This is a genomic window from Paenibacillus rhizophilus, from assembly GCF_003854965.1.
GTDB lineage: Bacteria > Bacillota > Bacilli > Paenibacillales > Paenibacillaceae > Paenibacillus_AQ > Paenibacillus_AQ rhizophilus.
Genome location: NZ_RQPI01000016.1, coordinates 50,323 through 75,835, shown reverse-complemented (window position 1 = coordinate 75,835; position 25,513 = coordinate 50,323). Strand labels below are relative to the sequence as shown.

The window sequence follows — 25,513 nt, the reverse complement described above, 5'->3', positions numbered from 1 at the left end:
TTATGCTTCCGAAGCGAGTTTTGCTGAAGAATTAACCGATGCCTTTGCGCTCGCAAAACTTAGCCTATGCTTTCGAAGCGAGTTTTGCTGAAGAATTAACCGATGCCTTTGCGCTCGCAAAACTTTTAGGAGGGGACCTTATGGATCTTGCATCATCACGCGCCGGCACGCCGGTCTCCCCAAGGCCGCTAGACCGTCCGTCCGATAAGGCGCCGCAGCTGTCCCTGCGGATGATTCGCATAAAGCATGTGATCGTGGCGCTGCTGCTGTCCGTTTTCTTTTTTTTCGTATTCTGCTTCATCTCGCTGCACGCTTATATTACCTGGGTGCTGTCCAATCCGACGGTCGCTCCGGTGTTCTCCAATCCGATGCTGGCGAAGGGTCTGAAATACGAGGATGTGACCTTTCCGGCAAGCGATGGCGGCCGCAATATTCAAGGCTGGTATATTCCGGCCGAGAAATCAACCAAGACGATTGTGTTCAGCCACGGCTATGGCGCCAACCGCGAGGAATCCTGGGTTCCGATGTACGATCTCGCCCATTTTGCGCACCGTCTGAACTTCAATGTCATTATGTTCGACTACGGCTTCGCTTCCCAAAGCAACAAAGATGTCGCCACCGGCGGCAAAAAAGAATCCCGCGAACTGCTGGGCGCCATCCAGCTTGCCAAGCAGCGCGGAGCGAAGGAGATTGTCGTATGGGGCTTCTCCATGGGCGCAGGCACCGCCTTGCAGGCTGGGCTCGTTACCAAGGATGTGGATGCGATGATTCTGGACAGCACCTTCCTGCTGGAGCCCGATACGCTGTACCACAACATCAGGCAGAATATCAATCTTCCGCGCCACCCCTCCCTTGAAATTATGGAGCTGCTCTTCCCTGTTCTGAACGGCACCGGGCTGAATCAGATTCCTTATGCCAAGGTGAAGGCGGAAGATTATCCTTTTCCGACTTTATTTATACATGGAACGCAGGATGAAAAAGCCCCTTATCCAATCGCCGAGTCGCTGGCCGCCAATCAGACCAATCCGTATTCCGACTCCTGGATTGTCGAAGACAGCCATCACGAGCTGCTGTTCCGTGAACACCCCCGCGAATATTTGCGCCGGGTTTCTGCCTTCTTAAGCAATGTTCCGCTGGCCAAAGCCGCGAAAGAGAAACAGCAGCCAACTAACGCCTCACATAGTACAACCTTCTCCGCTCATACCTTATAGGGAAAGACATATTACGGGAGGGCTGTACGTGATGCAGTATGTATATGGACCGCCGCCTGCGGTGGGGATATTGAACGAAATTGCATTCTGGAAAAATCAGGAGAGGGAGAATACGGGACTCATCAAGCTCGCCGTTCCCGAACTGACAGAGCCTTATGTGAAGCTGATGGATGAATGGGACGCCGTCTTCGGCGCGACGGAGCAAAGCGCCCGGAGCCTGCTGGAGACGGCGCTTTTGCCTGCGTCGGCCGGGAGCGTCGACCCTGCCGAGATTAACAAGCTGGCGGCGGTTTCCTGCGAACAATCCAGGGAATTCATCCGCCAGCTGCATGCCGTTAAAGAGCAGATACCGGACCTCAGGGGAGGAGCGGCGGAGACCTTGCTGCCTCATGTTATCCGGGAGACAGAGTATTTTCTCGGCGTTCTTGGCGGGTTGGGCCATCCCGGTGCGAACTTCGGGGTCGCTCGGAGTAACACGGCCAATCAACCGGCCGATGCGCCGCCCGGGCCATCTGCCATCAGCGCAGCCGCGCAGGACCCGGCGCTTTCTTTCGCCCACCGGGACCTGCCGTCCGTACCGATCGGAGGGCATAAGCTTCCCCCGCTGCCGTATCCCTATAACGCCCTTGAACCGTACATCGACGAGAAGACGATGCGGATTCATCACGATAAGCATCATCAAACCTATGTGGACGGCCTGAACAAAGCGGAGAAAAAGCTGGCTGATGCCCGAAAGAGCGGCGATTTCGATCTGGTCAAGCATTGGGAGCGGGAGCTTGCCTTTCACGGGGCCGGCCACTATCTGCACACGATATTCTGGGATGAAATGTCTCCGCAGGGCGGAGGCCGCGCGACCGGCGCTTTACTTGCAGCCATCGAGCGGGACTTCGGAAGCTATGACGCCTTCAAGAAGCAGTTCAGCGAAGCCGCCGACAAGGTGGAGGGCGGAGGCTGGGCTATTCTCGTCTGGAGTCCGCGCAGCCGCCGACTGGAGATCTTAACGGCGGAGAAGCACCAGAACTTGTCCCAGTGGGATGTCATTCCGCTGCTCGCTCTGGATGTCTGGGAGCATGCCTACTACCTGAAGCATCAGAACAAGCGCGCCGATTATATTCAGGATTGGTGGAAGGTTGTTAACTGGCCTTATGTATCCGAAAGATATGCCGCGGCGAGCAAGCTCGCCTGGAAGCCTTACTAAAAAATAGCCCCACAAAGTGAAGCCTAAACTTCGAACCAAGAAGAAACGGCTTCGCCGTCCTTTTAGGGACGGTACCGTTTCTCGTAGAAATATAAGACAAAATGATAAGCGCACAGCTTATACATTCTTATTAAAAAAAACCGGCCCCCTGAAGACTTCAGGGGGCCGGCTCGCTTCAAACCTTACTTTAGTCCTTAATTAACGACAAGAATTCCGCCCGGGCTGCGGGGTTCTTACGGAAAGTCCCCCTGACAGCCGAGGTAACCGTCTTGCTGCCCGGCTTCTTGACGCCCCGGGCGCACATGCACAGATGCTCGCCTTCGACGACCACCATGACACCGTGCGGATGAAGCACTTCGGTCATGATATCGGCGATTTGCGAGGTGATGCGCTCCTGCACCTGCAGGCGGCGTGTCACGGCTTCCGTCAGCCGTGCCAGCTTGCTGAGTCCGGCGATTCGTCCGCTCGGAATGTACCCGATATGCACCTTGCCGAAGAAAGGAGCCATATGGTGTTCGCACTGGCTGTAATAGACGATGTCCTTGACGATGACGAGCTCTTCGTGGGACTCGTCGAAGGTAACGCCAAGCGCCTCTTTCGGATCGACAGAGTATCCGGCGAATATCTCCTCGTACATCCGAGTTACCCGCGCTGGCGTCTCGAGCAGTCCTTCCCGTCCGGTATCCTCGCCGATGAGCTCCAATATTTTCTGGACATGATACTCTATCTTCTCACGGTTCGCCGTTACGCTTCCGTTCACATAATCTTTGACGCCGCCCATGAAACTTTCCTCCTTCATGCCGTCCCGCTAACACTCCGAGCGTGGGCCGGTTACTTGCTCTTTCTTTTTTGTCCTTTGCCGCCGCCGGCAGGACGTCCCGGCACGTTCTGGTTCTTCATCATTTGCTGGGCGCGCTGCATTTGCTTACTGTTCAAATTATATCCCATCTGCTTGGCAACCTTTTGCAGCATTTCCGGATCGTTCTGCATGCTGGTCATTTGCTTGCGCAGATAATATACACCGATGAAAAAGCCGCCGATCAGCCCCACAACCAGTGTAATAATTGGAAGAGCGATATCCATTCAAAACCCACCTCTGAGTTGTATTGTGGCGCGCATCTTTAACGCGCGCGAATCTATCATAGCATTTCAAGAACTGGACAGCAATTGGAATATCCGCTCCTGTCCAACTCTTTATCATTCAGGCTCCATTGTCCCTGCCAGCTTGGCTTTCGACCTGAACAAACGTCTGACGACCTCTTCATCCCGCTCGCTCTCAAGCGCAAGTTCCACGGCCGCAAGAGCCGCTTCGCCGCCGATGACGCCAAGTGACCAGGCCGCCGCGCCGCGCAGCTCCGGACGCGGGTCACGGAGCAGCACTTCCGTCAGCTTCGGCACGGCGGAAGCATCCTTGAAATTGCCGAGCGCGATGACCGCGTTGCGCTGGATCGGCTTCTTGCCCCTCCAGGCCGCGGCGCTGCTTCCGAATTTCTCCTTGAACTCCTTGTTGCTGAGGTCAAGAATCGGCAGAAGCAGCGGCTTCGCCTGCTCAGGATCGGGCAGAAGCTCAGGATGGTGATCCCAGTTCTTTCCCCGGTTGTAAGGACAGACAATTTGGCAGGTATCGCAGCCGTACAGGCGGTTGCCGATTTTGGACATGTACGTTTCGTCCAGAAAGCCTTTGGTCTGCGTCAGATAAGAGACGCACGCCTGAGCGTTAAGCTCTCCGGGCCCAACCAGGGCGCCCGTCGGACAAGCGTCAATGCATTTCGTGCATGTCCCGCAGCCTTCCGTCACAGGTGTATCGGGCGGAAAGGGGATGTCCGTGACCATTTCGCCCAGGTAGATCCACGAGCCCCATTTCGGTGAAATGACCGAGCAGTTTTTGCCGCTGAAGCCGATCCCGGCCCGCTGAGCCACCGCCCGGTCGACCAGAACGCCGGTATCCACCATACTCTCCATCACCGCGTCCGGCACACGCTGCCGGATAAAGGCTTCCAGACGCTCCAGCGCCTCGCGCAGCACAAGATGATAGTCGCGGCCCCAAGCGGATCGCGCCAGAATGCCCCTGCGCTCGCCCGGCTCGGACTTTGGGGGATTGTCCATTTTCGACGGATAGGCCACAGCGATCGCAAGGATCGACATCGGCCGTCCTTCCTGCAGGGCGGGAATCGTCCGCTTGTCCAAATCGGGCTCCTCAAAGCCGGATTCATAGCCCTTGTCCCGGTGGTCCTGCAGCAGATTTTTCAAATAAAGAAACGGCTCCGCCGTCGCAAATCCGATATCGTCGATACCCAGCGACTGCGCCGCCTCCTTGATTTCCTTCTTTAGTCTTTCCCACCTCGGCGACGGGGGCGCATAAGATGTATATTCCGTGGTGTTCATTACCTCCGCCTCCTTTGTATTGGCATAAACCAAGACCTCATTATAACGCATTTAATTTCGACAGTGGCCACCAGATATAGGCGGCTTTGCCAACGATCATCTTCAGGGGAACGGCTCCGAAAAAGCGGCTGTCCTTGCTGGCACCGGCATGGCGATTGTCACCCATAACGAAATAAAATCCCCTGCCGACGGGAACCGGCGCGAAATCCGCATCCTCAATTGACGCGTCCACATACGGCTCCACGACCGGCTTGCCGTTTACGTACAGCTTGTGCTGCCGCACTTCGACAATATCTCCGGGTATGCCGACGACCCGCTTGACCAGATATTCTTTCCGTTCCGGCCCGGAACTCGGATCATGCAGCACGACAATATCGCCGCGCTTCGGGTCTGTGAACGTAAGTGTGATTTTATTAATAAACAGCCGTTCGCCTTCATACAGCGTAGGCTGCATCGAATGGCCCTTGACCATGGATATATTGAACACGAACAGATTAAGCAGCGACATAACCGTGAATACCACAATCGCCATAATCATCCAGTCTCTGAATTCCGCGATCCATTTTCTTCTCCGGAGGGAGCGATATTTCTTCAGTCTGGAAGTCCGGTCGCTTCGTTTGCGGTAGGGCAAGCCTCCCTCTTCCAATTCCAGCTCCATAGTTCACCCCTGATCCGATAAATGAATGACATCATAACAATAGAAAAGCATATCTCCCGCCCGTTTGCAACGTTGGGGATGATATGCTGAGTAAGAAAAGGAGCCGTCTCCCGGCTCCGGTGATGCTGGTGTATATGGTTAATGTTTCCGCTTTCGCAATGCAGACTGACCCACTCTTTATTGTCCAACGATGCTCAGCTTTCGCACCGATTTAAAGATTTGGTTCTCGCCATACCCCATCGCTTCGTAAAGCGGGAGGGCGGCCGCATTATGCTCATCGCCGACAACGTAAATTCCGTTGACCTTGCGCGCCTGAAATCTGCTCTCCATAGCCGATACAAGACTTCTGCCGATTCCTCTGCGGCGATAATCGGGATGGATGGCAATGCGGAAATAGCAACCGTGATTTTTCTCAATTGTGCCAATCAGCGCTCCGACAATTTCTCCTTCCTCTTCCGCAACAACAATGAGATCGGAATCCCAAGAAAGCTGTCTGGAGAAAGGTTCGATGGTGTTTTCGAAACATTCTTCGGATAAGGCGGCTTGCAACAGCTCAGTCACTGGACTACAATCGCTTAATTGAAAGGAACGAACGTGCATTCTTTACAGTCTCCCTTTTCTATGGCTTTGGATTTTACAAAAAGAAGGACTTCCCTTTATAATCCGGAGGGCGAAAAAAGCATCAAATAACGAGGAATACCCGCTTTTATCTCTATTAAAACACATATTTCGGGCGATATCATTACTTTTATAGCGAAAACGCTTAATATAAAGCGTATACATAGCGGTATATGCAAATTGTTCATCTTTCAGGAAATATTTAGTTTATAAGTTTCTTTTTTCAGGAAATATCAACGTAATTAACACCGAGTTTACATAAAGTATGACCGTTATGAGTCGACGTTTTCAGGTCATTTCACTTTATAAACATTTTTGTTTGTTTAGTGTTGCATTCTCGTTTCAGATACGGTTTAATAATATGTATACAAATTCCATTACAAATCAGGAGGGATTTTTCCATGGCTTTTGAATTACCGGCACTTCCATATCCAAATGACGCACTCGAACCGCACATCGACGCGACGACGATGGAGATTCATCACGACAGACACCACAATACGTACGTAACCAACCTCAATGCCGCACTGGAAAAGGCACCCGAACTGCAAGGCAAAGGTCTTGAAGAGCTCATTTCCGATCTGAACGCGGTACCGGAAGCAATCCGCACAGCGGTCCGCAACAACGGCGGCGGGCATGCCAACCACTCCTTGTTCTGGGAAACGATCGGACCGAACGGCAGCGGCGAACCGACAGGCGCACTGGCCGAAGCGATCGACAGCGAACTGGGTGGATTTGAGAAGTTCAAGGAAGACTTCGCTGCTGCGGCAACAACCCGATTCGGCAGCGGCTGGGCTTGGCTCTCGCTCAAGGACGGCAAACTGGCCGTAACGAGCACTCCTAACCAGGACAGCCCTATTATGGAAGGTGCAACTCCGCTGCTCGGACTTGACGTATGGGAGCATGCCTACTACCTGAAATATCAAAACAAACGCCCCGATTACATCAAAGCGTTCTGGAACGTTGTTAACTGGGATGCCGTCGGCAAGCGCTACGAAAGCGCCAAGTAAACCGACTGGCAGTTGAAGCCGCCTTCGTATAATGGCGGCAGCCAATGTCATTGCACAGTTAGAACAACATCTAAAAAAGGGATTGCCCGGCAGGGGCAATCCCTTTTTGCATTTACTCGTTCCCTTATATGCCGAATCGGCACTTATGCACCTCGGCCGTGCATTGGCCATCTCACAAAAAGCCGCCCGGCGGTAGCAGCCCATTACGTGGGGCAGCCTACCCGCAGTATGCCGCAGCCCATTCCGCTAAACAATCTACCCGCCGGATGCCGCAGCGTCCCTTTGATCGAAATAAGCGTTCAGCAGCTTAAGGAAGACGTTCGGAAAAGCGTAATTCGCCATGTCTTCGCGCCCGATCCAGCGCATTTCCGCCCGCTCGCCGGCATGGCCGGCCTCGTCGGCGAAAAGCTCGGGCGCCGCGCCCGGATCGGCGGAGTCCGCCGCCGGAAACAGCGCCGGCGGCGAAGCCTCTGCCGGCGCCTCTACGGCCGTACGCTGCGCAGCGTACGGCGCCCGCGCTTCCGCAGCCATCGGCAGCGGAAGCCGTTCCTCCCTGCAGCGGTACACCTGCAGGGTCCAATGGATATGGCTGAACGTGTGCTCGGCAGCCATAAAGTGCTCCTCCGGCCGGGCGGAGATCCCGGCCTCGGCCAGGGACCGGCGCAGCCGGTCCATCGCGGCCGCGTCCTCCGGCCGCGCGGCTCCACCGCCGGCGCCGTCATTCTCCGGCGCCGGCCAGTGCGGCAGCTCCCACATGCGGGCCAGAAGCCCGCTGGACGGCCGCTGCCGGATGAGCACCCGGCCCGCGCGCTCGCCGCGGCCCTCCACCAGGGCCGCCAGCCGCGCTTCCGGGCGCGGCGGCTTGGCCTTGGTCTTGACGGGCAGCGTAGTCTCGCGGCCAGCAAGCCGCCCGGCGCAGCGCTCCATCACCGGGCAGACCAGGCAGCGCGGCGATTTCGGGGTGCAGACAAGCGCCCCGTGCTCCATCAGCGCCTGATTGAAATGGGAGGCCTCGCCGCCGGGAATAAGCTCCTTCGCGAGGCCTTCCATTTTGACCCGGGTCTTGGCCTTGGCAATATCGTCTTCGATCAGAAAGAAGCGGGAGAGCACCCGCATGACATTCCCGTCCACCGCCGGCTCCGGCCGGTTAAAGGCGATGCTGAGAATCGCTCCCGCCGTATAAGGGCCTACCCCCTTGAGGCCGAACACCGCTTCACGGTCGTCCGGAACCTTTCCCCCATAAGCATCCTCCACCTGTCTGGCGGCATGCTGCAAATTACGGGCTCTGGAGTAATAACCAAGTCCCTCCCAGCATTTCAGCACTTCTTCCTCCGGCGCTTCGGCCAAAGACTCGATAGTCGGGAAGCGCCCGATAAAGCGGTTAAAATACGGGATGACCGTATCCACCCTTGTCTGCTGCAGCATAATTTCCGATACCCAGATATGATACGGGTCGCGGGAGCGCCGCCACGGCAAATCGCGCTTCTGCCTATGGTACCACTCCAGCAAATGACGGCTGAAGAACTCCATATCTTCCTGCCGCTTCATGTCCTGCCCTTCCTCCTGTGCCATGGTCACGCTCCTTGGTGTCAAATTCTTATGAACAATCCGCTGTGCCGTTATTCTTTCACCCGCTGTTCAACGACGGCAAAGGCCGACGCCAGACCCCGGGTATGCGTAATCGTAAGGTGGATGACGTATGGATATCCTCCTGGCAGACCCAGCCTCTTCCAGGCTTTTTCCGAAAGGACCGCCTCGGGTCTGCCATTCTCCCCGGGGAGGATTTCGATATCCGCAAACCCCAGCGCGGCTCCGATTCCGCTCCCGAACGCCTTGGCGACGGCTTCCTTGGCGGCAAACCGTCCGGCGGCGAATTCGGCCGTAAGGCCGCCGCGGCTTCCGGCCAGGCGAAGCTCGCCCCCGGTCAGAATACGGCGTGTGAGCCTGCCGCCGAGCCGTCCTTTCAGCAGGACGGCAATCCGTTCGATTTCCAGCACATCATGCCCGATTCCATATATCAAGAGTACACGCTCCTCAAATCTTCTTTTTCCGTAAATTCATATGGGGAATGGTATAATAGTATAGTGTTGAGGCAGGCTTTCTGCTATCTTAAGAAGAAACGGCTTATAAATTCTTATATTTTAAAAGAAAACCGCGCCGAAGTCCATGCGCCGCCTCCGCGGCGTCTTCGGCGACTGCAATGGAACAGCCGTTCGCATACGAGAGGGGACGTTTTCTGATGAGTCGAAGCACCAATTTTAAAATACCCGCAGGGGATGACGCCGTTCTGCGTTGTACGCGTTTCCCCTCCCGGGGAGCGGCAGCCAGTCTGATCGTAATCGCTCACGGCTATAAAGGCTTCAAGGATTGGGGAATGTTACCTTATGCCGCGGAATCGCTGAGCGGGAAGCATGAGGTCGTCACCTTCAATTTCTCCCATGGCGGGATCGGCGAGGATCTCCAGAATTTCACCGAGCTTGAGAAATTCGCCCGGAATACATACCACCGTGAGCTCAAAGATCTGGAAGTGCTGCTCTCCTATCTCAGCCAGCATCCGAAGCTTGGCGGACTTCCGCTCTTCCTCCTGGGACACAGCCGGGGCGGGGGCGACTGCCTGCTGTATGCTCTTGACCATCCGGGCGAAGTCGCCGGCGTCATCTCCTGGAACGGTGTCACCGATCTGGACCTGTTCACGGAAGAACAGAAGCAGGACATGCGCGAAAAAGGCCGCGCCTATGTCCTGAACGGGCGGACCGGACAGCAAATGCCTCTGGATGCCGTCATTCTGGAGGATTTGGAGCTTCAGAAGCAGCGTTACAATATTATAGAACGGATGCGGACGGCGAAGTTTCCAGTTACGCTCATCCAGGGAAGCAAGGACGGCGCCCGTCTGCGTCAGGGGTCCGAGAAGCTGACCGCCATTAGACCGGATATCGACTGGATTCAAATTCCGGAAGGAGATCATACCTTTGGAACGGTCCATCCGTTTGCCGGGCCTACCCCGCAATTGGAGCAAGCCTTATTCGCGACTGAAGCCTTTATTGACCGGGTGCTGCGCTCCTGAATTCCCCGCATGAACACCGCCCGCGGCGGCCAGTCCTCCTGGCGCAAAACTGCCGCGGCTGTGCGGTTAACAAGGCACGGTGCCGATCTTAGATGCCGGGAATGACGCCCCGCTTATGCGCAGTTCTCCGGTAGAATTTCTCCAGCAGTTCCGCAGCTTCGGGCCTCACCGGCATTCCTTCCAGGTAATCGCTGTTGTCCTCGTATGTAATACCGAGCTCGGCTTCATCCGTCTGTCCGGCCCACAATCCGGCGGTCGGCGCCTTCTCGATGATTTCGGCAGGAACGCCGAGATAAGAGGCCAGCTGGCGGACTTGGCGTTTGTTCAGGGAAGAAAGCGGCGCAATATCTACGGCTCCGTCGCCCCATTTGGTGTAAAAGCCGGTGATCGCTTCGGATGCGTGGTCGGTGCCGACCACGAGCAGGTTGTTCTCAAAGGAGAGCGCATACTGGATCACCATCCTCGTTCTCGCTTTGATATTCCCTTTGCCCTGATGCGTCATATGGCGGTGCTGTCCCATTGCCTTCAGCGCATACTCCGTTTCAAGCGCGATCTCGTCAACGGCATCCTCTATATTCGTCTCCACCGTCTTAAGCCCGAACGTTTGGGCAACCGCGTAGCTGTGAACGATATCCTCCTGCTCCCCATAAGGCTGGAAGACCCCTAGCGTCATATACTCCCTGCCCTGTTCGGCGGTCAACTCATCCGTCGCGCGTTTGCATAAACCAGCGGCCACCGCACTGTCCACGCCTCCGCTTATCGCAATCAACAGTCCCTTGGTTCCCGATTCCACAATATACGCTTTCAGAAAATCGACTCTCTTCCTTACTTCCGCCTCCGCATCGATCGCCGGTTTTACGCCGAGGGCGGCAATGATCTCTTCCTGCTTGCTCACAGCAGCTCACTCCGTTTCATCACGCTGAAATCTTAGTTCAAGAAAGTCTTGTCCGTATATGTCCAAAAATAATCCCGCGGCGCCAAAAAATCGGCGCCGCGGGATGAAATAGCGTGTAAGTTTCTTAGCTTTATTGGCAGTAGCGGTCAAAGATTTCCTTCAGCTCTTCCGCGATTTCGGCAGCTGAGCGGTTCTCCACCCCATGACGCTCAATAAAATGGACCAGTTCTCCATCCTTCATCAAGGCGATTGAAGGGGAAGAAGGCGGGTAAGGAGCGAAATACTCGCGCGCTTTGGCGGTTGCTTCCTTCTCCTGGCCGGCAAAGACGGTGAACAGGTGATCCGGCTTGATCTCATTTTGCAGCGCCTGGGCAACACCGGGACGGCATTGTCCGGCGGCACATCCGCAGACAGAGTTGACAACGACAAGCGAGGTTCCCTTGGTGCTTGGCAGTGCGGCTTTCACTTCCTCCGGCGTTCTCAGTTCCGTAAAGCCGATATTGGTCAGATCGTCGCGCATCGGTTGAATTGAATCTCTCATATATTGGTCAAAAGACATGGACATGGTTCTGCACTCTCCTCTACGCTTAATAGCTTGTCAATTAACTTTTTAACAGTGACACTTGCTAACTTTATTATACATTCCTACTCTCCGAAAGCAAGCGGCAGACCTAGCTGCACCAGCTTTGAAGCGGTTGGCAGGTAGGGCATCCGGTTTCAAACGGTCTCCCGTTTAAACTTCGGCGTACGTCGCTTTCTCCTGAGCCTCGTAAGGAAAGGACACGGTAAAGACCGTTCCGGCTCCCGTGCGGGAATCGACGGAAATCGTACCGCCGTGCCGCTCGACGATACTGAGGCATAGCGGGAGGCCCAGCCCGGTCCCTTGATCCTTGGTGGTAAAGAAAGGAACGAACAGCTTCTCGAGCTCCATCTCCGACATTCCGCAACCCGTATCCTTTACCAGCAGCTCCACCATTCCCGACTCACAGCGGGTTTCCAGCGTCAGCACTCCCTTCGGCTCCATCGCTTCCATGGCATTGCGTCCCAGGTTCAGAACAACCTGCTTGATTTCCTTAATATTGAGCCGCAGAACCGGCAGGGAATCGCACAGCTTGAGTTCAACGCTTTGCCCGCGAAGATTCGCATCGGCCCACAGCAGCGGCGCCAATTCTTCGATCACATCATGAAGATTGCCGTCCTCCTTGCTGGATATGCCGCTCTGCGCAAGCGACAGAAAGTCGGTAATAATACTGTTGGCCCGGTCCAGCTCATCCATAACAATCTGGTAATAAGAATCCATATCTGAAGAGCTTTTCTCTCTCATCAATTGCAGGAAACCGCGGACCACCGCCATCGGATTGCGAATCTCATGGGTAATCCCAGCCGCCATCTGCCCTACCAGCGTCAACCGCTCGACATGGTCCAGTTCGCTTCGGATCAGCTCTTCCTCCGTCACATCTTGAATGACCAGAACCATCCCTCCGATCTGCCCGGGTGCTTGTGGAACCAGGGGAGCGGCAAAAATATGCAGAACTCTCCCTGAGCAAGTTACCCTTTCCATGAACCTGTGTTTAAGAAAAATAATCTCCAGAAGGCGGTCCAATTCCTTTTCCTCGTTGAGCTTCAGCTTATGTATCAGGTCGAACACGGGAAGAAACAGAACATCGCTCCTTTTTATATTAGGCAGTCGATTCTCCAATTTCTTCATCATCGTATCGTTAATGCTGGTAATCTTGTAGTTATCGTCAATGGAAATAATGCTTAAGGGCACCATATTGGTAATCTGCTGGAAATTATCGGTTTCCTGCTTGAATTTCTCGGACATATGGGCCATGCGCTCATCAATTTCCAGCTTGTCCAAGGCGGATTCAATCAAGTAGATCATTAAGCCACCCAGCAGGAATCTGAAAAACAGCATACTTAGGATAAGCACGATTTCATCCGTCTGCAGCCCGGAGTAACTTTTGCCGTCGAGCAGAGGGGTAAGCACTCTAAACAAGGTGCACGATGCCAACAATCCCCACATAATCGAAATTTTCTCCAAATCCGTTCCCCGCTTGAATCGTTTGGCCAGACTGAATACCAGCGGGAATATTAAAATATTCGAATCGAGCAAAATATGGAGCGGCGTGAACGGATAGTGAAATACACTGGTGCAAACCAGCAGCAATACCCCAAGGACAAGGCGGGAGCGGAAGCTTCCATACAGCATGCCGATAAACGCCGGGAGCACTGCCCAGTTCAAATTGATAATCCCGAACAGACTGCTGGACAGCGCAGAGCAAAGAATAAGGCTAAGTGCGCAGGCCAGCACAAGGAAGGTCTGGTCATCGGGAAATTTGAGATTTCTGCGCGCTGGATGGCTTTGATTCAGCCTCCATTGAAACAACAGCAAAAAAGATGAGGCAGCGGCTATTTGCAGGATTATATCTTTTATCGCAGTTGTAATTGTGATCACCGTCCGAACCGGTTAATTTTATGTGCAAACTTAGATTAAAGCATATCCGTTCAATCTGACAATGAGAGAATACCCTCTAAGGGCGGGACTGGTCCCCTCCGGGGCGGTAATGGTATGATGAGACCTGAATCAAACGCAGCCTTGCAATTTGCAAAAGGAGTCAATTTCATGAGTGAATTCGATGTTATCGTCATCGGCGGCGGACCTTCCGGTCTGATGGCCAGCGTAGCCGCAGCGGAACACGGGGCCTCCGTGCTGCTGATCGACAAGGGAACCAAGCTTGGGCGCAAGCTGGGCATCTCCGGCGGAGGCCGCTGCAATGTGACTAATATGAAAGAAACGGCAGAACTGATCACCCATATTCCGGGAAATGGACGTTTTTTGTACAGCGCGCTCGGCCATTTCGACAACCGTTCCATTGTCGACTTTTTTGAAAATTTGGGTATTCGGTTAAAGGAAGAAGATAACGGCCGAATGTTCCCCGTTTCCGATAAAGCTTCCAGTGTCGTCTCTGCATTGGTCGGCAAAGTAAAAAGTCTCGGCGTTCAGGTCATCACGGACAGTCCGGTCCGCGAAGTGGTTTATGGGAAGGACTGCGTTCACGGCGTCCTTCTGGCTTCGGGAAAAAGGCTGACTGGCCGGGCGGTCATTATAGCAACCGGAGGCAAATCGGTTCCGCATACCGGTTCTACCGGCGACGGTTATGCCTGGGCCGAAGCGGCGGGCCATACCGTTACGGAGCTGTACCCGACGGAGGTGCCAATTGTATCGCGCGAGGATTGGATCAAATCCGGCGAGCTGCAAGGGCTTTCTCTTCGCGATGTGGAGCTCTCCGTATGGAATGAAAAAGGCAAAAAGCTGATCTCCCACAGGGGCGATATGATTTTTACCCATTTCGGGCTGTCCGGTCCGATTGCGCTGCGCTGCAGCCAGTTTCTGCGGCAGGTTCAGCGCAAGACAGGAAAACAATCCGTCGAACTTTCCATTGATCTGTTCCCCGATATGCGGCCGAATGAGACGGAAGCGCAGCTGCAGGACAAGCTGGAAGCTGAGTCCAAAAAGGCGGTCCGTAACGCGCTAAAGGGGCTGCTGCCGGAACGGCTTATTCCGCTTCTGCTGTCCAAAGCCGGAATTGACGGCGACCTTACTGGGCCTCATCTCTCTAAAAGCAGCCTTGCGGCGCTCGCCGCCCTAATGAAGCGCATGCCGGTTCTTGCTCACGGTACCCGTCCTTTGGAGGAAGCGTTTGTTACGGGGGGCGGCATCCATTTGAAGGAAGTCGATCCCGGAACCATGCAGTCAAAGCTGATGCCGGGTCTGTATTTCTGCGGTGAAATCCTGGATATACACGGATATACGGGCGGGTATAATATCACTGCGGCTTTCTCTACGGGATATACGGCCGGGATGCATGCCGCCCGGCAGGAAGCCTGAGCGTGGGTCTTCTGAATATTCAGAGTAATTCCCACTTACCCGGTAAATTCCGGTATGAAACAAATTTACTTGTAAAATAAAACCAGCGTGAACGTACGATATCTTCGCCGTTCACGCTGGTACTTTTATTCATTCCGATTATCTGGCCAGGCGCAAAGCAGTAAATACCCTTGCCGCCATAATGCCGATCACCGCGCCGGCGGGGATGAACACCGCCAGCCCCCACCAGCCGTACAACGGCACCGAGGCCGCTGCCGAGCACAATACGGAAAAAGGAAGGATGAGAATCGGAACCGCCCTGCTCCCCGCGTCCGCTTTCTGGTCTTTGCCGAACGGGAGCAGCGCAATGAACTCTTCACTGGAAAACACCTTCCAGTACGAGACCAGCCAGGAGGCCATCAATAAGACCAGCACAATGCAGACAGCCCATTTCAGCATTCCCGGCACGATCAGAATGGCTATAGCGCCCACTCCGGTAAACTGAAGATACAGCTTGAAATGTCCCGGATTGCGTATAAACGCCTTGATCGATGCACCGGCAAGCCGGCTTTCAGGAGTACCGGGGCGCAGCAGCGGCCGGGATTTACGGAAGGTCCACGGCTTATGCCGGGTCGGCCGAGGTTTATCGATGACGCCTCTCAGCAGCAATCCGGCTATTTTCATCCGCTGCTTGAAGTCCTCGCGCACGTCGCCGAGGAACGTGCCCCTTAGGGCAAGCCTTGCCCGCAGCGCGGCAGCCGCCACAGCAGCATACACAGCTGCGGCAAGCAGCAGCAGCGCCGGATGAACGCTCCATACCGCGGCGGCGCGAATGTACAGTCCGCAGGGCAGCCATGCGGCGAGCAGCATCCACAGCCACCTCCGCCATCCCTGCTTCTGTACCCTTACATTATGCGTGAGCAGCTTGACGCATGTCCCGCAGCACAGGCTCAGAGCGAGCAGCGCTCCCGCACCCGCGCCGCTTAGCCCGTATCCGCGAACAAGAAACGGCAGCAGGATCAGAAATCCTGCAGTAATTTTCAGCGCCGTGACCGACAGGCTGTACAAGATTCCGCCCAGCATAACCGTTCGCATCCATTCCTTGCGCTGCCGCAAGAACAGCAGGTCTCCTTCATGCATCAGCAGCAGAATGCCGCCCTGCATCAGTAAGGCGAGCAGCGCCGGAAGGAGGGCATAGGGCAGGAGCGTGCTCCATGTCGGAAGCGGCTCATTCCAGAATCCGTAATAATATCTTCCGCCAAGCAGCCCGCCCGGAATGAGGATGTACAGAAACACCGTCCAGTCCGCGGCGGTACGGATGATGCCCCATTGTTCTTTCCAGTGGTGGCCAAGCCGCCTCCGCAGCAAACGCCGGGGTGCAGGGGTGTCATAGCCGTGCCGGCCCTCAATCGGATTGTTCATGGCAAGCTTTTCCTCCCCCATCATGCCAGCTCATCGAAGCAGTCAAAGAGCGAGGCTTCCGGCAGCCCCGCCGCCGCGCGGATATTCTCAAGCGTCCCGGAGGCCGCCACCTTTCCGGCGGAAACGAGCACAAAGGAGTCGCAAATTTTTTCCGCCGTATCCAGCACATGCGTCGACATCAGCACTCCGGCTCCGCGCCGCCGCTCCGTCTCAAGCAGACGCAGGAAGTCTTTGGTCGCGCGGGGATCGAGGCCGATGAACGGCTCGTCTACGATATAAACGTCAGGCTGTACAAGAAAGCCGAGCATCAGCATCATTTTCTGCTTCATCCCTTTGGAGAAGCCCGCCGGCAGATCGTCGCGCACATGCTCCATGCCGAACTGGCGGAGCAGACGCTGCGCCGCCTCCTTGAATTGTCCGTAATCCAGCCCGTAAGCGGCTGCAGACAGGTCAAGATGCTCCCACAGCGTCAAATCCTCATAAAAGACCGGCTGCTCCGGCACATAGGCGTAGGAACCGCCGCCCGAACCGCCGATCTCCACCTTGGCCTTCGCATGCTTCAACAAGCCGAGCATGGTCTTGATTGTCGTGCTTTTGCCGGCTCCGTTCGGACCGATCAGTCCAAGCAGCTGACCGCGCCGGACGGTAAACGAAATATCCGCGATACGAATATCTCCTTCCTCGTACCCCGCTTCGGCTATGGCAACGTCCAGTACAATATCCGGCTGCTCTGGCATCTCACATCCCGTTTCTTTATCTTCCAACTGCTCCATCTCCCAGTAATGTATAAATAATAAAGGTCAACGCCGCATTCCCGCGCCGGACACTAATACACATCTTACCACTTGATCACGGGTTTTGCAGCTACTCCTCATTAGTACGCAGCCGCCTTCTCTCCGGCGGCTCCGGCGCCGGCCGCTTGATCCCTGCGGTCGATATAGCCCCGGAGCGTCAGCATCGCCGCGCCCAGCAGCAGGGTAAGCAGTCCGGAGACGATAAAGGCGGCTACCGGACCCGACGCCGTAACGAGCGCCCCGCCGGCCACCGGTCCCAAAATGACGGACGCGCTGGCCAGACTGTTGACTGTTCCGAAAACCCGGCCGGTATAGGCTTCGGGTGTCCGCTTTTGCAGCATCGACTGAAACGGAATGAAGACAAGCCCCGCTCCGGCTCCTGCCAGCAGAAAGGCGGAGAATAAAATAATATAAATGACCGCTCCCGGTTTGCCGTAAGCGGTCGCCACGGCTGCCCCGGCGAATACTGCCCCCATCAATACGGCGCCAAGGCCCATGAAGAGAAGCGGAGGCCGTGAACTGCCCATCCGTCCGACCAGCAGCGCGGCGATCAGCGTGCCCAGCCCGCTTGCCCCTACGCACCAGCCCAGCAGATCGCCGCTGACGCCGGGAATGATCCGAAACAGCGTCACAAGCTGCGAATCGGCGATATTCAGCACGAGCAGAACGGATACGAGCATAAGAATGCCGCTCAGCACAGCGGGCATTCCGGCAATAATCCGCATACCCGAGGCCATTTCACTGCGGAAAGACGGCCGGTTTCCGGAGCGTCCTTCCGCCCGGTTCTCAGATCCCATTCTCCGCCCCCGCGGCAGGGCGACCAGAATCGCAGCCGATACAAGAAACGTCGCGGCGTCGATTAGGTAGCAGACGGAGATGCCGAACATCGCAACAAGCAGACCTCCGAGGGCGGGCCCGATTATTTTCGTGATTTGTTCAATAGAGGAGCTTAAGCTAACCGCGGCATCCATTTGCGAAGCGGGAACCAGCTCTTTAAGCTTACCGCTTTTGGCAGGCGAGAAGATGACGTCCATCGCTCCCTTCAGTAGCAGCAGCACGTAGACTTGGCTCAGCGACCCGGCGAATACGAGCGAGGCAACGATAACCGCGCGGACCACATCCGAGCCGATCATCAGCGCCTTGCGGTTCAGCCGGTCGGCGGCCACTCCGGCGAACGGCCCGCCCAGCAGCATTGGAGCGGCCATGCACAGCGAGATAGCCGTAATCTCCCAGGGCGTGGCGTTCCACTTCAGGCCGACCATCGTCAGCAGCGCGAGCACATGGAGCCAATCGCCCACATTCGATACGAGCTGCGCCGAGAGCAGCAGCGTCAGCGGGCGGCCCAGCTTCAGCTTGCTTTTTTGTTCATTGGGATTGTTTCGATCCTGCATTTCCTTCCACTCCTATCGTCCCTATCGTTTATACTTCCATAATAAGACAACAGGAGCCGTTCACCATCGGTCCCGGGGTGTAATCGCCTCTACCCGCAAAGGCCGATTTTAGTCTCGGCACAGAGAACGAAAGCATTTTGATTTTTAATAATTAAAAGTTGCTCATTGTGACAAATCACATGTTTTTCTTCAATTTTTTAACGTATTGTATGGATATATACAGGTTCGCTGCACAGGTGACCGTGCTTTCAGGATGAGATTGTTCAACCCTGCGGGCGGCCCGCACGAAGAATTGAAAAAAAAGGGTGAGAGATGCATGATACAATCCTATGAACGCGATACCCAGCTGACGCTGCACTTGTACCGGGTGTTCGCCAAGTCTTTCAAGAGTATCAATGAGCATGCCGTAATCGGAAGTAAAATCGAAGGGTTCAATCCGACGGCCTTTGCCGTCATGGAAGTGCTCTACTATAAAGGACCGCAGCCTATCCAGCAGATCGGCGCCAAGCTGCTGCTCCAAAGCGGAAACGTCACTTACGTCATCGACAAGCTTGAAGAACGCGGCTATTTGCAGCGCAAGCCCTGCCCTACCGACCGCCGCGTTATTTTTGCGGAACTGACGGCCGAGGGAGAGCGCCTGATGAACGATATGTACCCGAAATATTCGGAACGCATCCATCTCGCCTTCAGCGGACTGAACGACGAGGAGAAAGAGCAGATGATCGTTCTGCTGAAAAAGATGGGCCTACAGGCCGAGAAGCTGTCTCCGCTTCCGCGGAAATAGGCATCGGCTGTACGCTCCCACCGGCTGTACGTGTACGCAAAAAGCGGCTGCACCACCCTTTGCAAGGGCGGCGCAGCCGCTTTTTTCTAAATATAAGACTTTATATGCTTTGCGCCTATCGTTGGCGTTATATTTCTACGAGAAACGGATGCCCTCCTCCTGTGAGGACGGCGAAGCCGTTTCTTCTTGTGAAATCATGCTTTAAGCTCGCCCGCACAGCTCCAGGAACAGGCATTTGCCCGCCGCAGTGCGGCGAAAAAGCTAAGGTTGGAAGACATTTTTCGCAAATAGTCTGCTCCAGGTGTACACCGAGCGATTAGGGAGGTATGCTAGCCTAAACCTTCTTTAGAGACAGCCCCCCGGCTTTCAGGCGCCGGAACTCCGCTTCGGAGACCCGCCGAAATCAGCAGGGACAGCCCGGCGATAACGGCCATAACGATAAAGAGCGAATGCAGGCCGCCTTCCAGCGCTGTCCGCAGGACATCGCCCTCCCTGCCGGACAACGAATCTCCGGCTTGGGCATTCAGCAGCTTGTTGATGTCTTCTCCGGAAACTCCGACCGAAGGAGAGCCCTTCAGCATGTGGTCGATTCGCAGGTTTATCCATGAGCCGAACACGGCCACCCCGACCGTCTGTCCGAGCGAGCGTGTGAACGTATTCAGCGCCGTCGAAGCTCCGCGCATGCCATACCCGACCGAGGACTGGGCGATAATCGTGAAGACGGTCGAGCAATAGCCGAAGCCGACGCCGCAGAGCAGCATCAGGACAAGCATCAAAAAGCGGGATGAGCCCTGGGACAACATTGCCAGGCCGAAGGCCCCAGCTAAGATCAACGCAAGGCCAAGCATGGCCGTTCTGCGCGAGCCTTCGCGCAGAATCATACGCCCCCCCGCCACGGAGCCGAACATCCAGCCGACTGACAAAGGAGCGAGCAGCAGGCCAGACAACGCCGCGCTGCCTCCATCCACCCCCTGCACCCAGAGCGGCACATACGTGGACAGCCCGATAACCAGTGTACTGATCAGCAGATTCGCGCCTGTCGAGAACGCGATATTGCGGACCCGGAACAATCTCAAGGGCAGTATAGGCTCAGGAACGCGCCGCTCCACGGCCCAAAAAGCGGCCAGCAGCACCACGGAAGCCGCGAGCACGGCGATTAGCAGCGGCGAGTTCCACGGGAAGTTCTGTCCGCCCGTGGACAGGCCGAACAGCAGCGCGCCCATGCCCGCCGCGAACAGCAGCACACCGGCTATGTCGATCTCGGTCTTGCGGCGTATCCGTTCTTCTTTCAAATAGCGGGCGATAAAGGCAATCGCCAGCAGGCCGAACGGCAGGTTAAAGACAAAAACCCAGCGCCAGCTTAGGTAATCCACCACATAACCGCCCAGCAGCGGGCCGACAAGAGAGGAAATTCCCCATACCGAGCTGAGCATGCCCTGGGTTCTGGCCCGCTCCTTGATACTGTATATATCGCCGATAATCGTAAACGTCATCGGAATCAGCGCTCCGGCTCCCATCCCCTGCAGCGCGCGAAAGGCCACGAGCTGCTCCATGCTCTGCGACAGGCCGCACAGCAGCGAGCCTGTCAGAAACACAACCGCACCCCCTATAAATACGGGCTTCCGGCCGAACAGATCGCTGATTTTGCCGAAAATCGGCGTGGTCACCGCCATTGCCAGCAGATAAGCGGTAAATATCCAGCTGAGCCACTGCATGCCTTCGAAATCGCCGACAATGGCCGGTCCAGCGGGGCCGGTTACGGTGCCTTCAATCGCGGCCAGGAAGGTCGCCAGCAGCACCCCTGTCAAAATAAGCCCGCGTTCTGTCATTCCCGGTAACTTCATGAATCATTATCCTTCTCTCTCTGATATTAAACCAAGCCATTCTTTGCGCAGCAGCGCATATAAGTCAACATCCTGAAACCCGGACGGTGTATGGCGGTACTCGCGCAGCGTTCCTTCCCGGCGAAAGCCAAGTGAAGTGAGCAGCCGGCCCGACCGGAGGTTGGCCGGATGGCACTGCGCCTCCACCCGGTTGAGCCTCATCTCTTCGAAGCCGTAGCCCAGCGCCAGCGTCAGCGCTTCGCGCATATAGCCTTGGCCCCAAAATGCTGGGGCCAGCTCGCAGCCCACCTCGCCGCGGAAGGCCCCCGCGAGCTGCCAGCTGTTATAGCCGCAGCTGCCGATCACTTCTCCGCCGGAAAGCACGATGCTCCAGCGCAGGCTCTCCTCCCCGCGCTCCATCTCCAGCAGCAGCCGGATCAACTCTTCCGCTTCCGCCCTTGAGGTCAGCGGCTGGATTCCAAGCCAGCAGGCCGCTTCCGGGTGGGACCAGCAGTGAAGAAGCGCACTGGCATCTTCCTGTCTTAAAGCCCGCAGTGTCAGCCTGCGGCCGGTTAGCACAGGCGCCGTTCCGCTGTGCTCCTTCATCCTCTCGCCCCCTTTGAACCTGTCAATTATACCCTATTTTCGAGACAACAAAAATAGCGTCCGCACAGGAGGGCAGCACGCCTTCCGTTACTGACGCCATTATTATAATGAATGTCCGCTCCGCCATTGTCCGGGTAACCCCCGCTTCCTTGATTCAGCCGGTAGTTCCTGCAGCCTTGACCGGCTTCAGAACCTCGCTGCACACCAATTCCAGCTTGGCCAGAATTCCCTTGAACTCCTCGATTCCCGTACCCGTAATGCTGTACTCCTCGCCATGGGCGGTCAGGAAGTTTTCCTGCGTCAAACGCTCCAGTTCCTGCTTGACCTCCCGCTCGCCTATACGATACCCGTATTTCTCAAGCTCATTCTGCATATCCGCTACCGTCAGGTCCCGCTCGCGGGCGTAATAAAGCATGTGGATTCCTATGAACATGTTCTGTACATCGGCGCGCATGTTTCACTCCTTCCGGCAATAAGCCTTCCTTTATTTATGAATTCATTACCCTCTGGCCAGGGCTGGGAAACACTCATTGGGAAAGAACGGAAAAGGGAGACTAATGTTGGGCAATCCATAAATTTGATAAACAAAAGATTTAAATTCTGACAATACTGCGCCAAAGCTTGACGGCTGCTTAACGGCTGTACTATGTTGATAGTTACAACAGTTTACTTATTTAAGACTGACTTCATATACAGAAAGGTGATGCTCCATGTTTCAGGCCATGCCTTATGACGGAACACGCAGCGAGCGGTTTGAAGCCATGCTGGCTCAGCTCGGGGCCTTGATGAAAGACGAACCGAACGCAATCGCGAATTTGGCCAATGCTGCGGCGCTGCTCAAGTTCTCCCTTACGGATACGAACTGGGCCGGCTTCTACCTGTATGACGGGAATGAGCTTGTGCTCGGCCCGTTTCAGGGACTGCCGGCCTGCATCCGCATCCCGCTCGGCCGCGGGGTGTGCGGAACGGCGGCGAACGAGCGCAGGACGCTTGTCGTGGATGATGTACACGCCTTTCCGGGGCATATCGCCTGCGACGCCGCATCCAACAGCGAGGTTGTCGTTCCGCTGATCAAGGACGGCCGGCTGCTGGGCGTGCTTGATATCGACAGCCCGCTCAAGCACCGGTTCGACGACGAGGAACGCCGGTTTCTGGAGCGCTTTGCGGCCATGGTCTCCGAGGTCCTCTGACATCTGCCCATCAGCCTTCAATATGGCGCTCCTCCTGCATATGCAAAAAATAACGGCTGCGCTCCCGAATCCCCGGGGCGCAGCCGTTTGTCGTTATCCTTATTTCCGCCTTCGTCCGCCTCCCAGCGGTTTACAGCGGCACCTGCCGGATATTCCAGATTTCGGATGCATATCGGCTAATCGTATTATCGCTTGAGAATTTGCCGGAGTGGCCGATGTTGATGATCGATTTCTTCAGCCATTCGCCGCGGTTCCGGTAGGCGCGGTCGATTTCCACGTGCGTCTCGACATAGCTCGGAAAATCCTTCAGCACGAAGAATTCATCGTTATTATCGAGCAGCGAATGGAAAATATGCTCGAAATCCTGGTGGTAGCAGCAGATCGGTCCCGGCGTAATAAGCTGGTCCAGCACTTCCTTCACCCGGCTGTCGCTGCTGTACATGCCGCGCGCGTTATAACCGCCGTATTGGTAATAATCCAAGACCTGCTCAGCGCGCAGTCCGAACAGGAACATATTGTCGTTGCCGATCATTTCGTTCATCTCGACATTGGCTCCGTCCATTGTTCCGATCGTCAGCGCGCCGTTCATCATGAACTTCATATTGCCGGTGCCCGACGCTTCCTTGCTCGCCGTCGAGATCTGCTCGCTGACATCGGCAGCCGGGATGATCTTCTCGGCCAGCGACACCGAGTAGTTCTCCAGAAAGAAGATACGGATTTTGCCTTTCACGTCGGAATCCTTATTGACGATATCGGCAACGGTATTGATCAGCTTGATGATCCGTTTGGCCAAATGATAGCTTGGAGCTGCTTTGGCGCCGAAAATAAACGTGCGCGGCACCATATCGATCGTCGGACTGGCCTTGATCTGATTGTAAAGATGCATGATATGCAGGATATTAAGCAGCTGGCGCTTATAGGCATGCAGCCGCTTGACCTGCACATCGAAGATCGAATCCGGGTCGACCAATACGTTATGCCGGCTCTTGATGTATTCCGCCAGACGCAGCTTGTTCTTCCGTTTGATATCGGCTACCTTTTGCTGAAATGAGGAATCCTCGCAGTATTTGATCAAACCGATCATTTCCTGCGGATGCGTCATCCAGCGCGAGCCGATCGCATCGGTGATTAAACCGGACAAATCCTGGTTGGCATGCATCAGCCACCGCCGGTGGGTAATGCCGTTAGTCTTGTTGTTGAACCGGCGCGGATACAGCTCGTCGAACAGTCTCATTTCCCGTTTTCGCAAAATATCCGTATGCAGCGCGGCCACGCCGTTGACGCTGTGGCTGCCGACAATGGCCAGATGCGCCATCCGGACCTGGTCGTCGTAAATAATCGCCATTTGCGAAATCCGGTTATGGTCGCCGGGATAGCGTCTCAACAGTTCGCCGCAGAACCTTGTGTTAATCTCCTCGATGATGAGATAGACCCGGGGCACCAATTCGCGGACCATGTTCACCGGCCATTTCTCCAGCGCTTCGCTAAGAATCGTATGGTTGGTATAGGAAACCATGCGAGTCGTTATATCCCAGGCCTCATCCCATTCAAGGCCCCTGTCATCCATCAGAATCCGCATCAGTTCCGGAATCACGAGTGTAGGATGCGTATCGTTGATATGGAGCGCCACCTTGTCCGGAAGCTCGGACAGGGGAAGTCCCAGCTTCCCGAAGGTTCGGAGAATACTTTGCAGGCCGGCGCTGCACAGGAAATACTGCTGCTTCAGACGCAGGAGCTTACCCTCGTATTCGGAATCGTCCGGGTACAGAAATTCAGAGATGGATTCCACCGAGCGTTTATACTCGAGGAATTTGTGGTAGTCCGTGCCCGACTCCAGGCCGAAGGCTTTGTCCGGCCGGAGAATCGACTCGGCGCTCCAGTTGCGCAGTGTATTGACATGCCGCCGGTCGGCGCCGATGATCGGCACATCATACGGGACCGCGCGCACCGCCTCGTAATCCTTGTGCCGGAACACGAGTTTTTCGCCCACCTTATCGATGTCGACGCGTCCCCAGAATCTGACTTCCACGCTCTTGTCTTCCCGCCGGACTTCCCATACGTTATCTTTTTGCAGCCAGTAATCGGGCAGTTCCACTTGATACCCGTCAACGATCTTCTGCTCGAACAGACCGTATTTGTAACGGATGCCGCAGCCATGCCCCGCATACTGCAGGGAAGCCAGCGAATCTAGGAAGCAAGCCGCGAGCCGCCCTAAGCCGCCGTTGCCCAGGCCTGCGTCCGCTTCCTCCTCCTCGACATCCTGTAGAGAAAAGCCCAGTTCCGAAAGTCCGTCCCGGACCATCTCCAGAACCCCCATATTCAGCAGGTTATTGCCCAGCAGCCTGCCGATCAGGAATTCCATCGAGAAATAGTAAACCTGCTTTTCCTTGCCGGCCTTGTATTTCAGGTTCGTATTCGCCCAATTCTTCCCAGCCTGTGCACGGACCATACTGCCCAGAATATGGTAAACATCGGCATTCACTGCTTCTTCCAGCGGCTTGCCCAGCTTCCCGACCAAATCATCGACAAATGCTACTTTGAATGCTTCTTTATCGGTAAACAACAAGCAGGTTCCTCCTGACACTGGATGTTT

At 55.5% G+C, this 25,513-nt stretch carries 25 protein-coding genes; 8 read left to right on the top strand and 17 right to left on the bottom strand.

Going from position 1 to position 25,513, the window contains the following annotated elements; translation table 11 throughout:
* Positions 1–230: 230 nt before the first annotated feature.
* Together EH198_RS20605 and EH198_RS20600 are read left to right on the top strand one after the other, a co-directional pair.
* Complete coding sequence (locus EH198_RS20605) at positions 231–1,211, top strand: alpha/beta hydrolase (protein ID WP_379310866.1); 981 nt, start codon at positions 231–233, stop codon at positions 1,209–1,211.
* Positions 1,212–1,242: 31 nt separating this feature from the next.
* Positions 1,243–2,409: a Fe-Mn family superoxide dismutase gene (locus EH198_RS20600; protein ID WP_124697433.1), complete on the top strand. Its 1,167-nt coding sequence runs from the start codon at positions 1,243–1,245 to the stop codon at positions 2,407–2,409.
* A 187-nt stretch (positions 2,410–2,596) separates the two neighbouring features.
* Here the strand turns inward: EH198_RS20600 and folE are convergent, their stop codons facing one another.
* From folE to EH198_RS20575, 5 genes are all read right to left on the bottom strand, one after another.
* Positions 2,597–3,190 carry a GTP cyclohydrolase I FolE gene (gene folE, locus EH198_RS20595; RefSeq protein ID WP_124697407.1) on the bottom strand — a complete coding sequence of 198 codons (594 nt, stop codon included), beginning with the start codon at positions 3,188–3,190 and terminating at the stop codon, positions 2,597–2,599.
* 50 nt (positions 3,191–3,240) lie between these two features.
* A complete protein-coding gene (locus tag EH198_RS20590) occupies positions 3,241–3,492 on the bottom strand; it encodes a YneF family protein (RefSeq protein ID WP_124697406.1) in 252 nt (83 codons plus the stop codon).
* A 114-nt stretch (positions 3,493–3,606) separates the two neighbouring features.
* A complete protein-coding gene (gene queG, locus EH198_RS20585; RefSeq protein WP_124697405.1) occupies positions 3,607–4,794 on the bottom strand; it encodes a tRNA epoxyqueuosine(34) reductase QueG in 1,188 nt (395 codons plus the stop codon).
* A gap of 40 nt (positions 4,795–4,834) precedes the next feature.
* Positions 4,835–5,452 (bottom strand): signal peptidase I, encoded by a 618-nt coding sequence (lepB, locus tag EH198_RS20580; protein ID WP_124697404.1) that lies wholly within the window; start codon positions 5,450–5,452, stop codon positions 4,835–4,837.
* Between the two features lie 177 nt (positions 5,453–5,629).
* On the bottom strand, positions 5,630–6,052 hold the full coding sequence (locus EH198_RS20575; protein WP_124697403.1) for a GNAT family N-acetyltransferase: 423 nt from the start codon (positions 6,050–6,052) through the stop codon (positions 5,630–5,632).
* 419 nt (positions 6,053–6,471) lie between these two features.
* Here EH198_RS20575 and EH198_RS20570 point away from each other — a divergent pair, with 419 nt between their 5' ends.
* Positions 6,472–7,080, top strand: coding sequence for a superoxide dismutase (locus EH198_RS20570; protein WP_124697402.1), 609 nt, complete (start codon positions 6,472–6,474; stop codon positions 7,078–7,080).
* Positions 7,081–7,111: 31 nt separating this feature from the next.
* Positions 7,112–7,276: a hypothetical protein gene (locus EH198_RS24815; protein WP_185702999.1), complete on the top strand. Its 165-nt coding sequence runs from the start codon at positions 7,112–7,114 to the stop codon at positions 7,274–7,276.
* Positions 7,277–7,335: 59 nt separating this feature from the next.
* On the opposite strand, the gene mutY is transcribed toward EH198_RS24815, so the two are convergent.
* A complete protein-coding gene (gene mutY, locus EH198_RS20565; protein ID WP_246014484.1) occupies positions 7,336–8,652 on the bottom strand; it encodes an A/G-specific adenine glycosylase in 1,317 nt (438 codons plus the stop codon).
* Between the two features lie 47 nt (positions 8,653–8,699).
* Positions 8,700–9,101, bottom strand: coding sequence for a holo-ACP synthase (gene acpS, locus EH198_RS20560; protein WP_124697401.1), 402 nt, complete (start codon positions 9,099–9,101; stop codon positions 8,700–8,702).
* Positions 9,102–9,319: 218 nt separating this feature from the next.
* On the opposite strand from acpS, the gene EH198_RS20555 reads away from it, so the two are divergent.
* Entirely contained in the window at positions 9,320–10,144 is an 825-nt protein-coding gene (locus EH198_RS20555; RefSeq protein WP_124697400.1) for an alpha/beta hydrolase family protein, read from the top strand.
* Between the two features lie 88 nt (positions 10,145–10,232).
* On the opposite strand, the gene nadE is transcribed toward EH198_RS20555, so the two are convergent.
* The 3 genes from nadE to EH198_RS20540 form a co-directional block, all read right to left on the bottom strand.
* Positions 10,233–11,039 carry an ammonia-dependent NAD(+) synthetase gene (nadE, locus tag EH198_RS20550; protein WP_124697399.1) on the bottom strand — a complete coding sequence of 269 codons (807 nt, stop codon included), beginning with the start codon at positions 11,037–11,039 and terminating at the stop codon, positions 10,233–10,235.
* 130 nt (positions 11,040–11,169) lie between these two features.
* Positions 11,170–11,604, bottom strand: a complete 435-nt coding sequence (locus EH198_RS20545; protein WP_124697398.1) for a BrxA/BrxB family bacilliredoxin — start codon at positions 11,602–11,604, stop codon at positions 11,170–11,172.
* A 168-nt stretch (positions 11,605–11,772) separates the two neighbouring features.
* Positions 11,773–13,428 carry a two-component system sensor histidine kinase NtrB gene (locus EH198_RS20540; RefSeq protein WP_246014483.1) on the bottom strand — a complete coding sequence of 552 codons (1,656 nt, stop codon included), beginning with the start codon at positions 13,426–13,428 and terminating at the stop codon, positions 11,773–11,775.
* A 237-nt stretch (positions 13,429–13,665) separates the two neighbouring features.
* Between EH198_RS20540 and EH198_RS20535 the strand changes: the two genes are divergently transcribed.
* Entirely contained in the window at positions 13,666–14,931 is a 1,266-nt protein-coding gene (locus EH198_RS20535; RefSeq protein WP_124697397.1) for a BaiN/RdsA family NAD(P)/FAD-dependent oxidoreductase, read from the top strand.
* 138 nt (positions 14,932–15,069) lie between these two features.
* On the opposite strand, the gene EH198_RS20530 is transcribed toward EH198_RS20535, so the two are convergent.
* The 3 genes from EH198_RS20530 to EH198_RS20520 all read right to left on the bottom strand — a co-directional run bounded on the left by EH198_RS20530 (position 15,070) and on the right by EH198_RS20520 (position 18,517).
* Positions 15,070–16,332, bottom strand: coding sequence for an ABC transporter permease (locus EH198_RS20530; RefSeq protein WP_185702998.1), 1,263 nt, complete (start codon positions 16,330–16,332; stop codon positions 15,070–15,072).
* A gap of 20 nt (positions 16,333–16,352) precedes the next feature.
* Positions 16,353–17,105, bottom strand: coding sequence for an ABC transporter ATP-binding protein (locus tag EH198_RS20525; protein WP_185702997.1), 753 nt, complete (start codon positions 17,103–17,105; stop codon positions 16,353–16,355).
* 101 nt (positions 17,106–17,206) lie between these two features.
* On the bottom strand, positions 17,207–18,517 hold the full coding sequence (locus tag EH198_RS20520; RefSeq protein WP_124697395.1) for an MFS transporter: 1,311 nt from the start codon (positions 18,515–18,517) through the stop codon (positions 17,207–17,209).
* 316 nt (positions 18,518–18,833) lie between these two features.
* On the opposite strand from EH198_RS20520, the gene EH198_RS20515 reads away from it, so the two are divergent.
* The gene (locus EH198_RS20515) at positions 18,834–19,301 is read left to right on the top strand and encodes a MarR family winged helix-turn-helix transcriptional regulator (protein WP_025691115.1); all 468 of its coding nucleotides are present in this window, start codon (positions 18,834–18,836) and stop codon (positions 19,299–19,301) included.
* 329 nt (positions 19,302–19,630) lie between these two features.
* Here the strand turns inward: EH198_RS20515 and EH198_RS20510 are convergent, their stop codons facing one another.
* The 3 genes from EH198_RS20510 to EH198_RS20500 form a co-directional block, all read right to left on the bottom strand.
* Complete coding sequence (locus tag EH198_RS20510; RefSeq protein ID WP_124697394.1) at positions 19,631–21,145, bottom strand: MDR family MFS transporter; 1,515 nt, start codon at positions 21,143–21,145, stop codon at positions 19,631–19,633.
* 6 nt (positions 21,146–21,151) lie between these two features.
* Positions 21,152–21,730 (bottom strand): GNAT family N-acetyltransferase, encoded by a 579-nt coding sequence (locus EH198_RS20505; protein ID WP_124697393.1) that lies wholly within the window; start codon positions 21,728–21,730, stop codon positions 21,152–21,154.
* Positions 21,731–21,884: 154 nt separating this feature from the next.
* Entirely contained in the window at positions 21,885–22,184 is a 300-nt protein-coding gene (locus EH198_RS20500; protein ID WP_124697392.1) for a hypothetical protein, read from the bottom strand.
* Between the two features lie 256 nt (positions 22,185–22,440).
* Between EH198_RS20500 and EH198_RS20495 the strand changes: the two genes are divergently transcribed.
* Entirely contained in the window at positions 22,441–22,920 is a 480-nt protein-coding gene (locus EH198_RS20495; RefSeq protein WP_124697391.1) for a GAF domain-containing protein, read from the top strand.
* 130 nt (positions 22,921–23,050) lie between these two features.
* Here EH198_RS20495 and EH198_RS20490 read toward each other — a convergent pair whose 3' ends face one another.
* Positions 23,051–25,483 carry a glycogen/starch/alpha-glucan phosphorylase gene (locus tag EH198_RS20490; RefSeq protein WP_124697390.1) on the bottom strand — a complete coding sequence of 811 codons (2,433 nt, stop codon included), beginning with the start codon at positions 25,481–25,483 and terminating at the stop codon, positions 23,051–23,053.
* Between the last annotated feature and the right edge of the window lie 30 nt (positions 25,484–25,513).

Coding starts and splice junctions, on each gene's coding strand:
- EH198_RS20515 (WP_025691115.1), top strand. CDS start 18,834: ATGATACAATCCTATGAACGCGATACCCAGCTGACGCTGCACTTGTAC.
- EH198_RS20525 (WP_185702997.1), bottom strand. CDS start 17,105: ATGGAGCAGTTGGAAGATAAAGAAACGGGATGTGAGATGCCAGAGCAG.
- EH198_RS20535 (WP_124697397.1), top strand. CDS start 13,666: ATGAGTGAATTCGATGTTATCGTCATCGGCGGCGGACCTTCCGGTCTG.
- mutY (WP_246014484.1), bottom strand. CDS start 8,652: ATGGCACAGGAGGAAGGGCAGGACATGAAGCGGCAGGAAGATATGGAG.
- EH198_RS20555 (WP_124697400.1), top strand. CDS start 9,320: ATGAGTCGAAGCACCAATTTTAAAATACCCGCAGGGGATGACGCCGTT.
- EH198_RS20500 (WP_124697392.1), bottom strand. CDS start 22,184: ATGCGCGCCGATGTACAGAACATGTTCATAGGAATCCACATGCTTTAT.
- EH198_RS20530 (WP_185702998.1), bottom strand. CDS start 16,332: ATGAACAATCCGATTGAGGGCCGGCACGGCTATGACACCCCTGCACCC.
- EH198_RS20590 (WP_124697406.1), bottom strand. CDS start 3,492: ATGGATATCGCTCTTCCAATTATTACACTGGTTGTGGGGCTGATCGGC.
- EH198_RS20570 (WP_124697402.1), top strand. CDS start 6,472: ATGGCTTTTGAATTACCGGCACTTCCATATCCAAATGACGCACTCGAA.
- EH198_RS20545 (WP_124697398.1), bottom strand. CDS start 11,604: ATGTCCATGTCTTTTGACCAATATATGAGAGATTCAATTCAACCGATG.
- EH198_RS20505 (WP_124697393.1), bottom strand. CDS start 21,730: ATGAAGGAGCACAGCGGAACGGCGCCTGTGCTAACCGGCCGCAGGCTG.
- queG (WP_124697405.1), bottom strand. CDS start 4,794: ATGAACACCACGGAATATACATCTTATGCGCCCCCGTCGCCGAGGTGG.
- EH198_RS20575 (WP_124697403.1), bottom strand. CDS start 6,052: ATGCACGTTCGTTCCTTTCAATTAAGCGATTGTAGTCCAGTGACTGAG.
- EH198_RS20600 (WP_124697433.1), top strand. CDS start 1,243: ATGCAGTATGTATATGGACCGCCGCCTGCGGTGGGGATATTGAACGAA.
- EH198_RS20520 (WP_124697395.1), bottom strand. CDS start 18,517: ATGCAGGATCGAAACAATCCCAATGAACAAAAAAGCAAGCTGAAGCTG.
- EH198_RS20510 (WP_124697394.1), bottom strand. CDS start 21,145: ATGAAGTTACCGGGAATGACAGAACGCGGGCTTATTTTGACAGGGGTG.
- EH198_RS20495 (WP_124697391.1), top strand. CDS start 22,441: ATGTTTCAGGCCATGCCTTATGACGGAACACGCAGCGAGCGGTTTGAA.
- EH198_RS20605 (WP_379310866.1), top strand. CDS start 231: ATGATTCGCATAAAGCATGTGATCGTGGCGCTGCTGCTGTCCGTTTTC.
- EH198_RS24815 (WP_185702999.1), top strand. CDS start 7,112: ATGGCGGCAGCCAATGTCATTGCACAGTTAGAACAACATCTAAAAAAG.
- lepB (WP_124697404.1), bottom strand. CDS start 5,452: ATGGAGCTGGAATTGGAAGAGGGAGGCTTGCCCTACCGCAAACGAAGC.
- folE (WP_124697407.1), bottom strand. CDS start 3,190: ATGGGCGGCGTCAAAGATTATGTGAACGGAAGCGTAACGGCGAACCGT.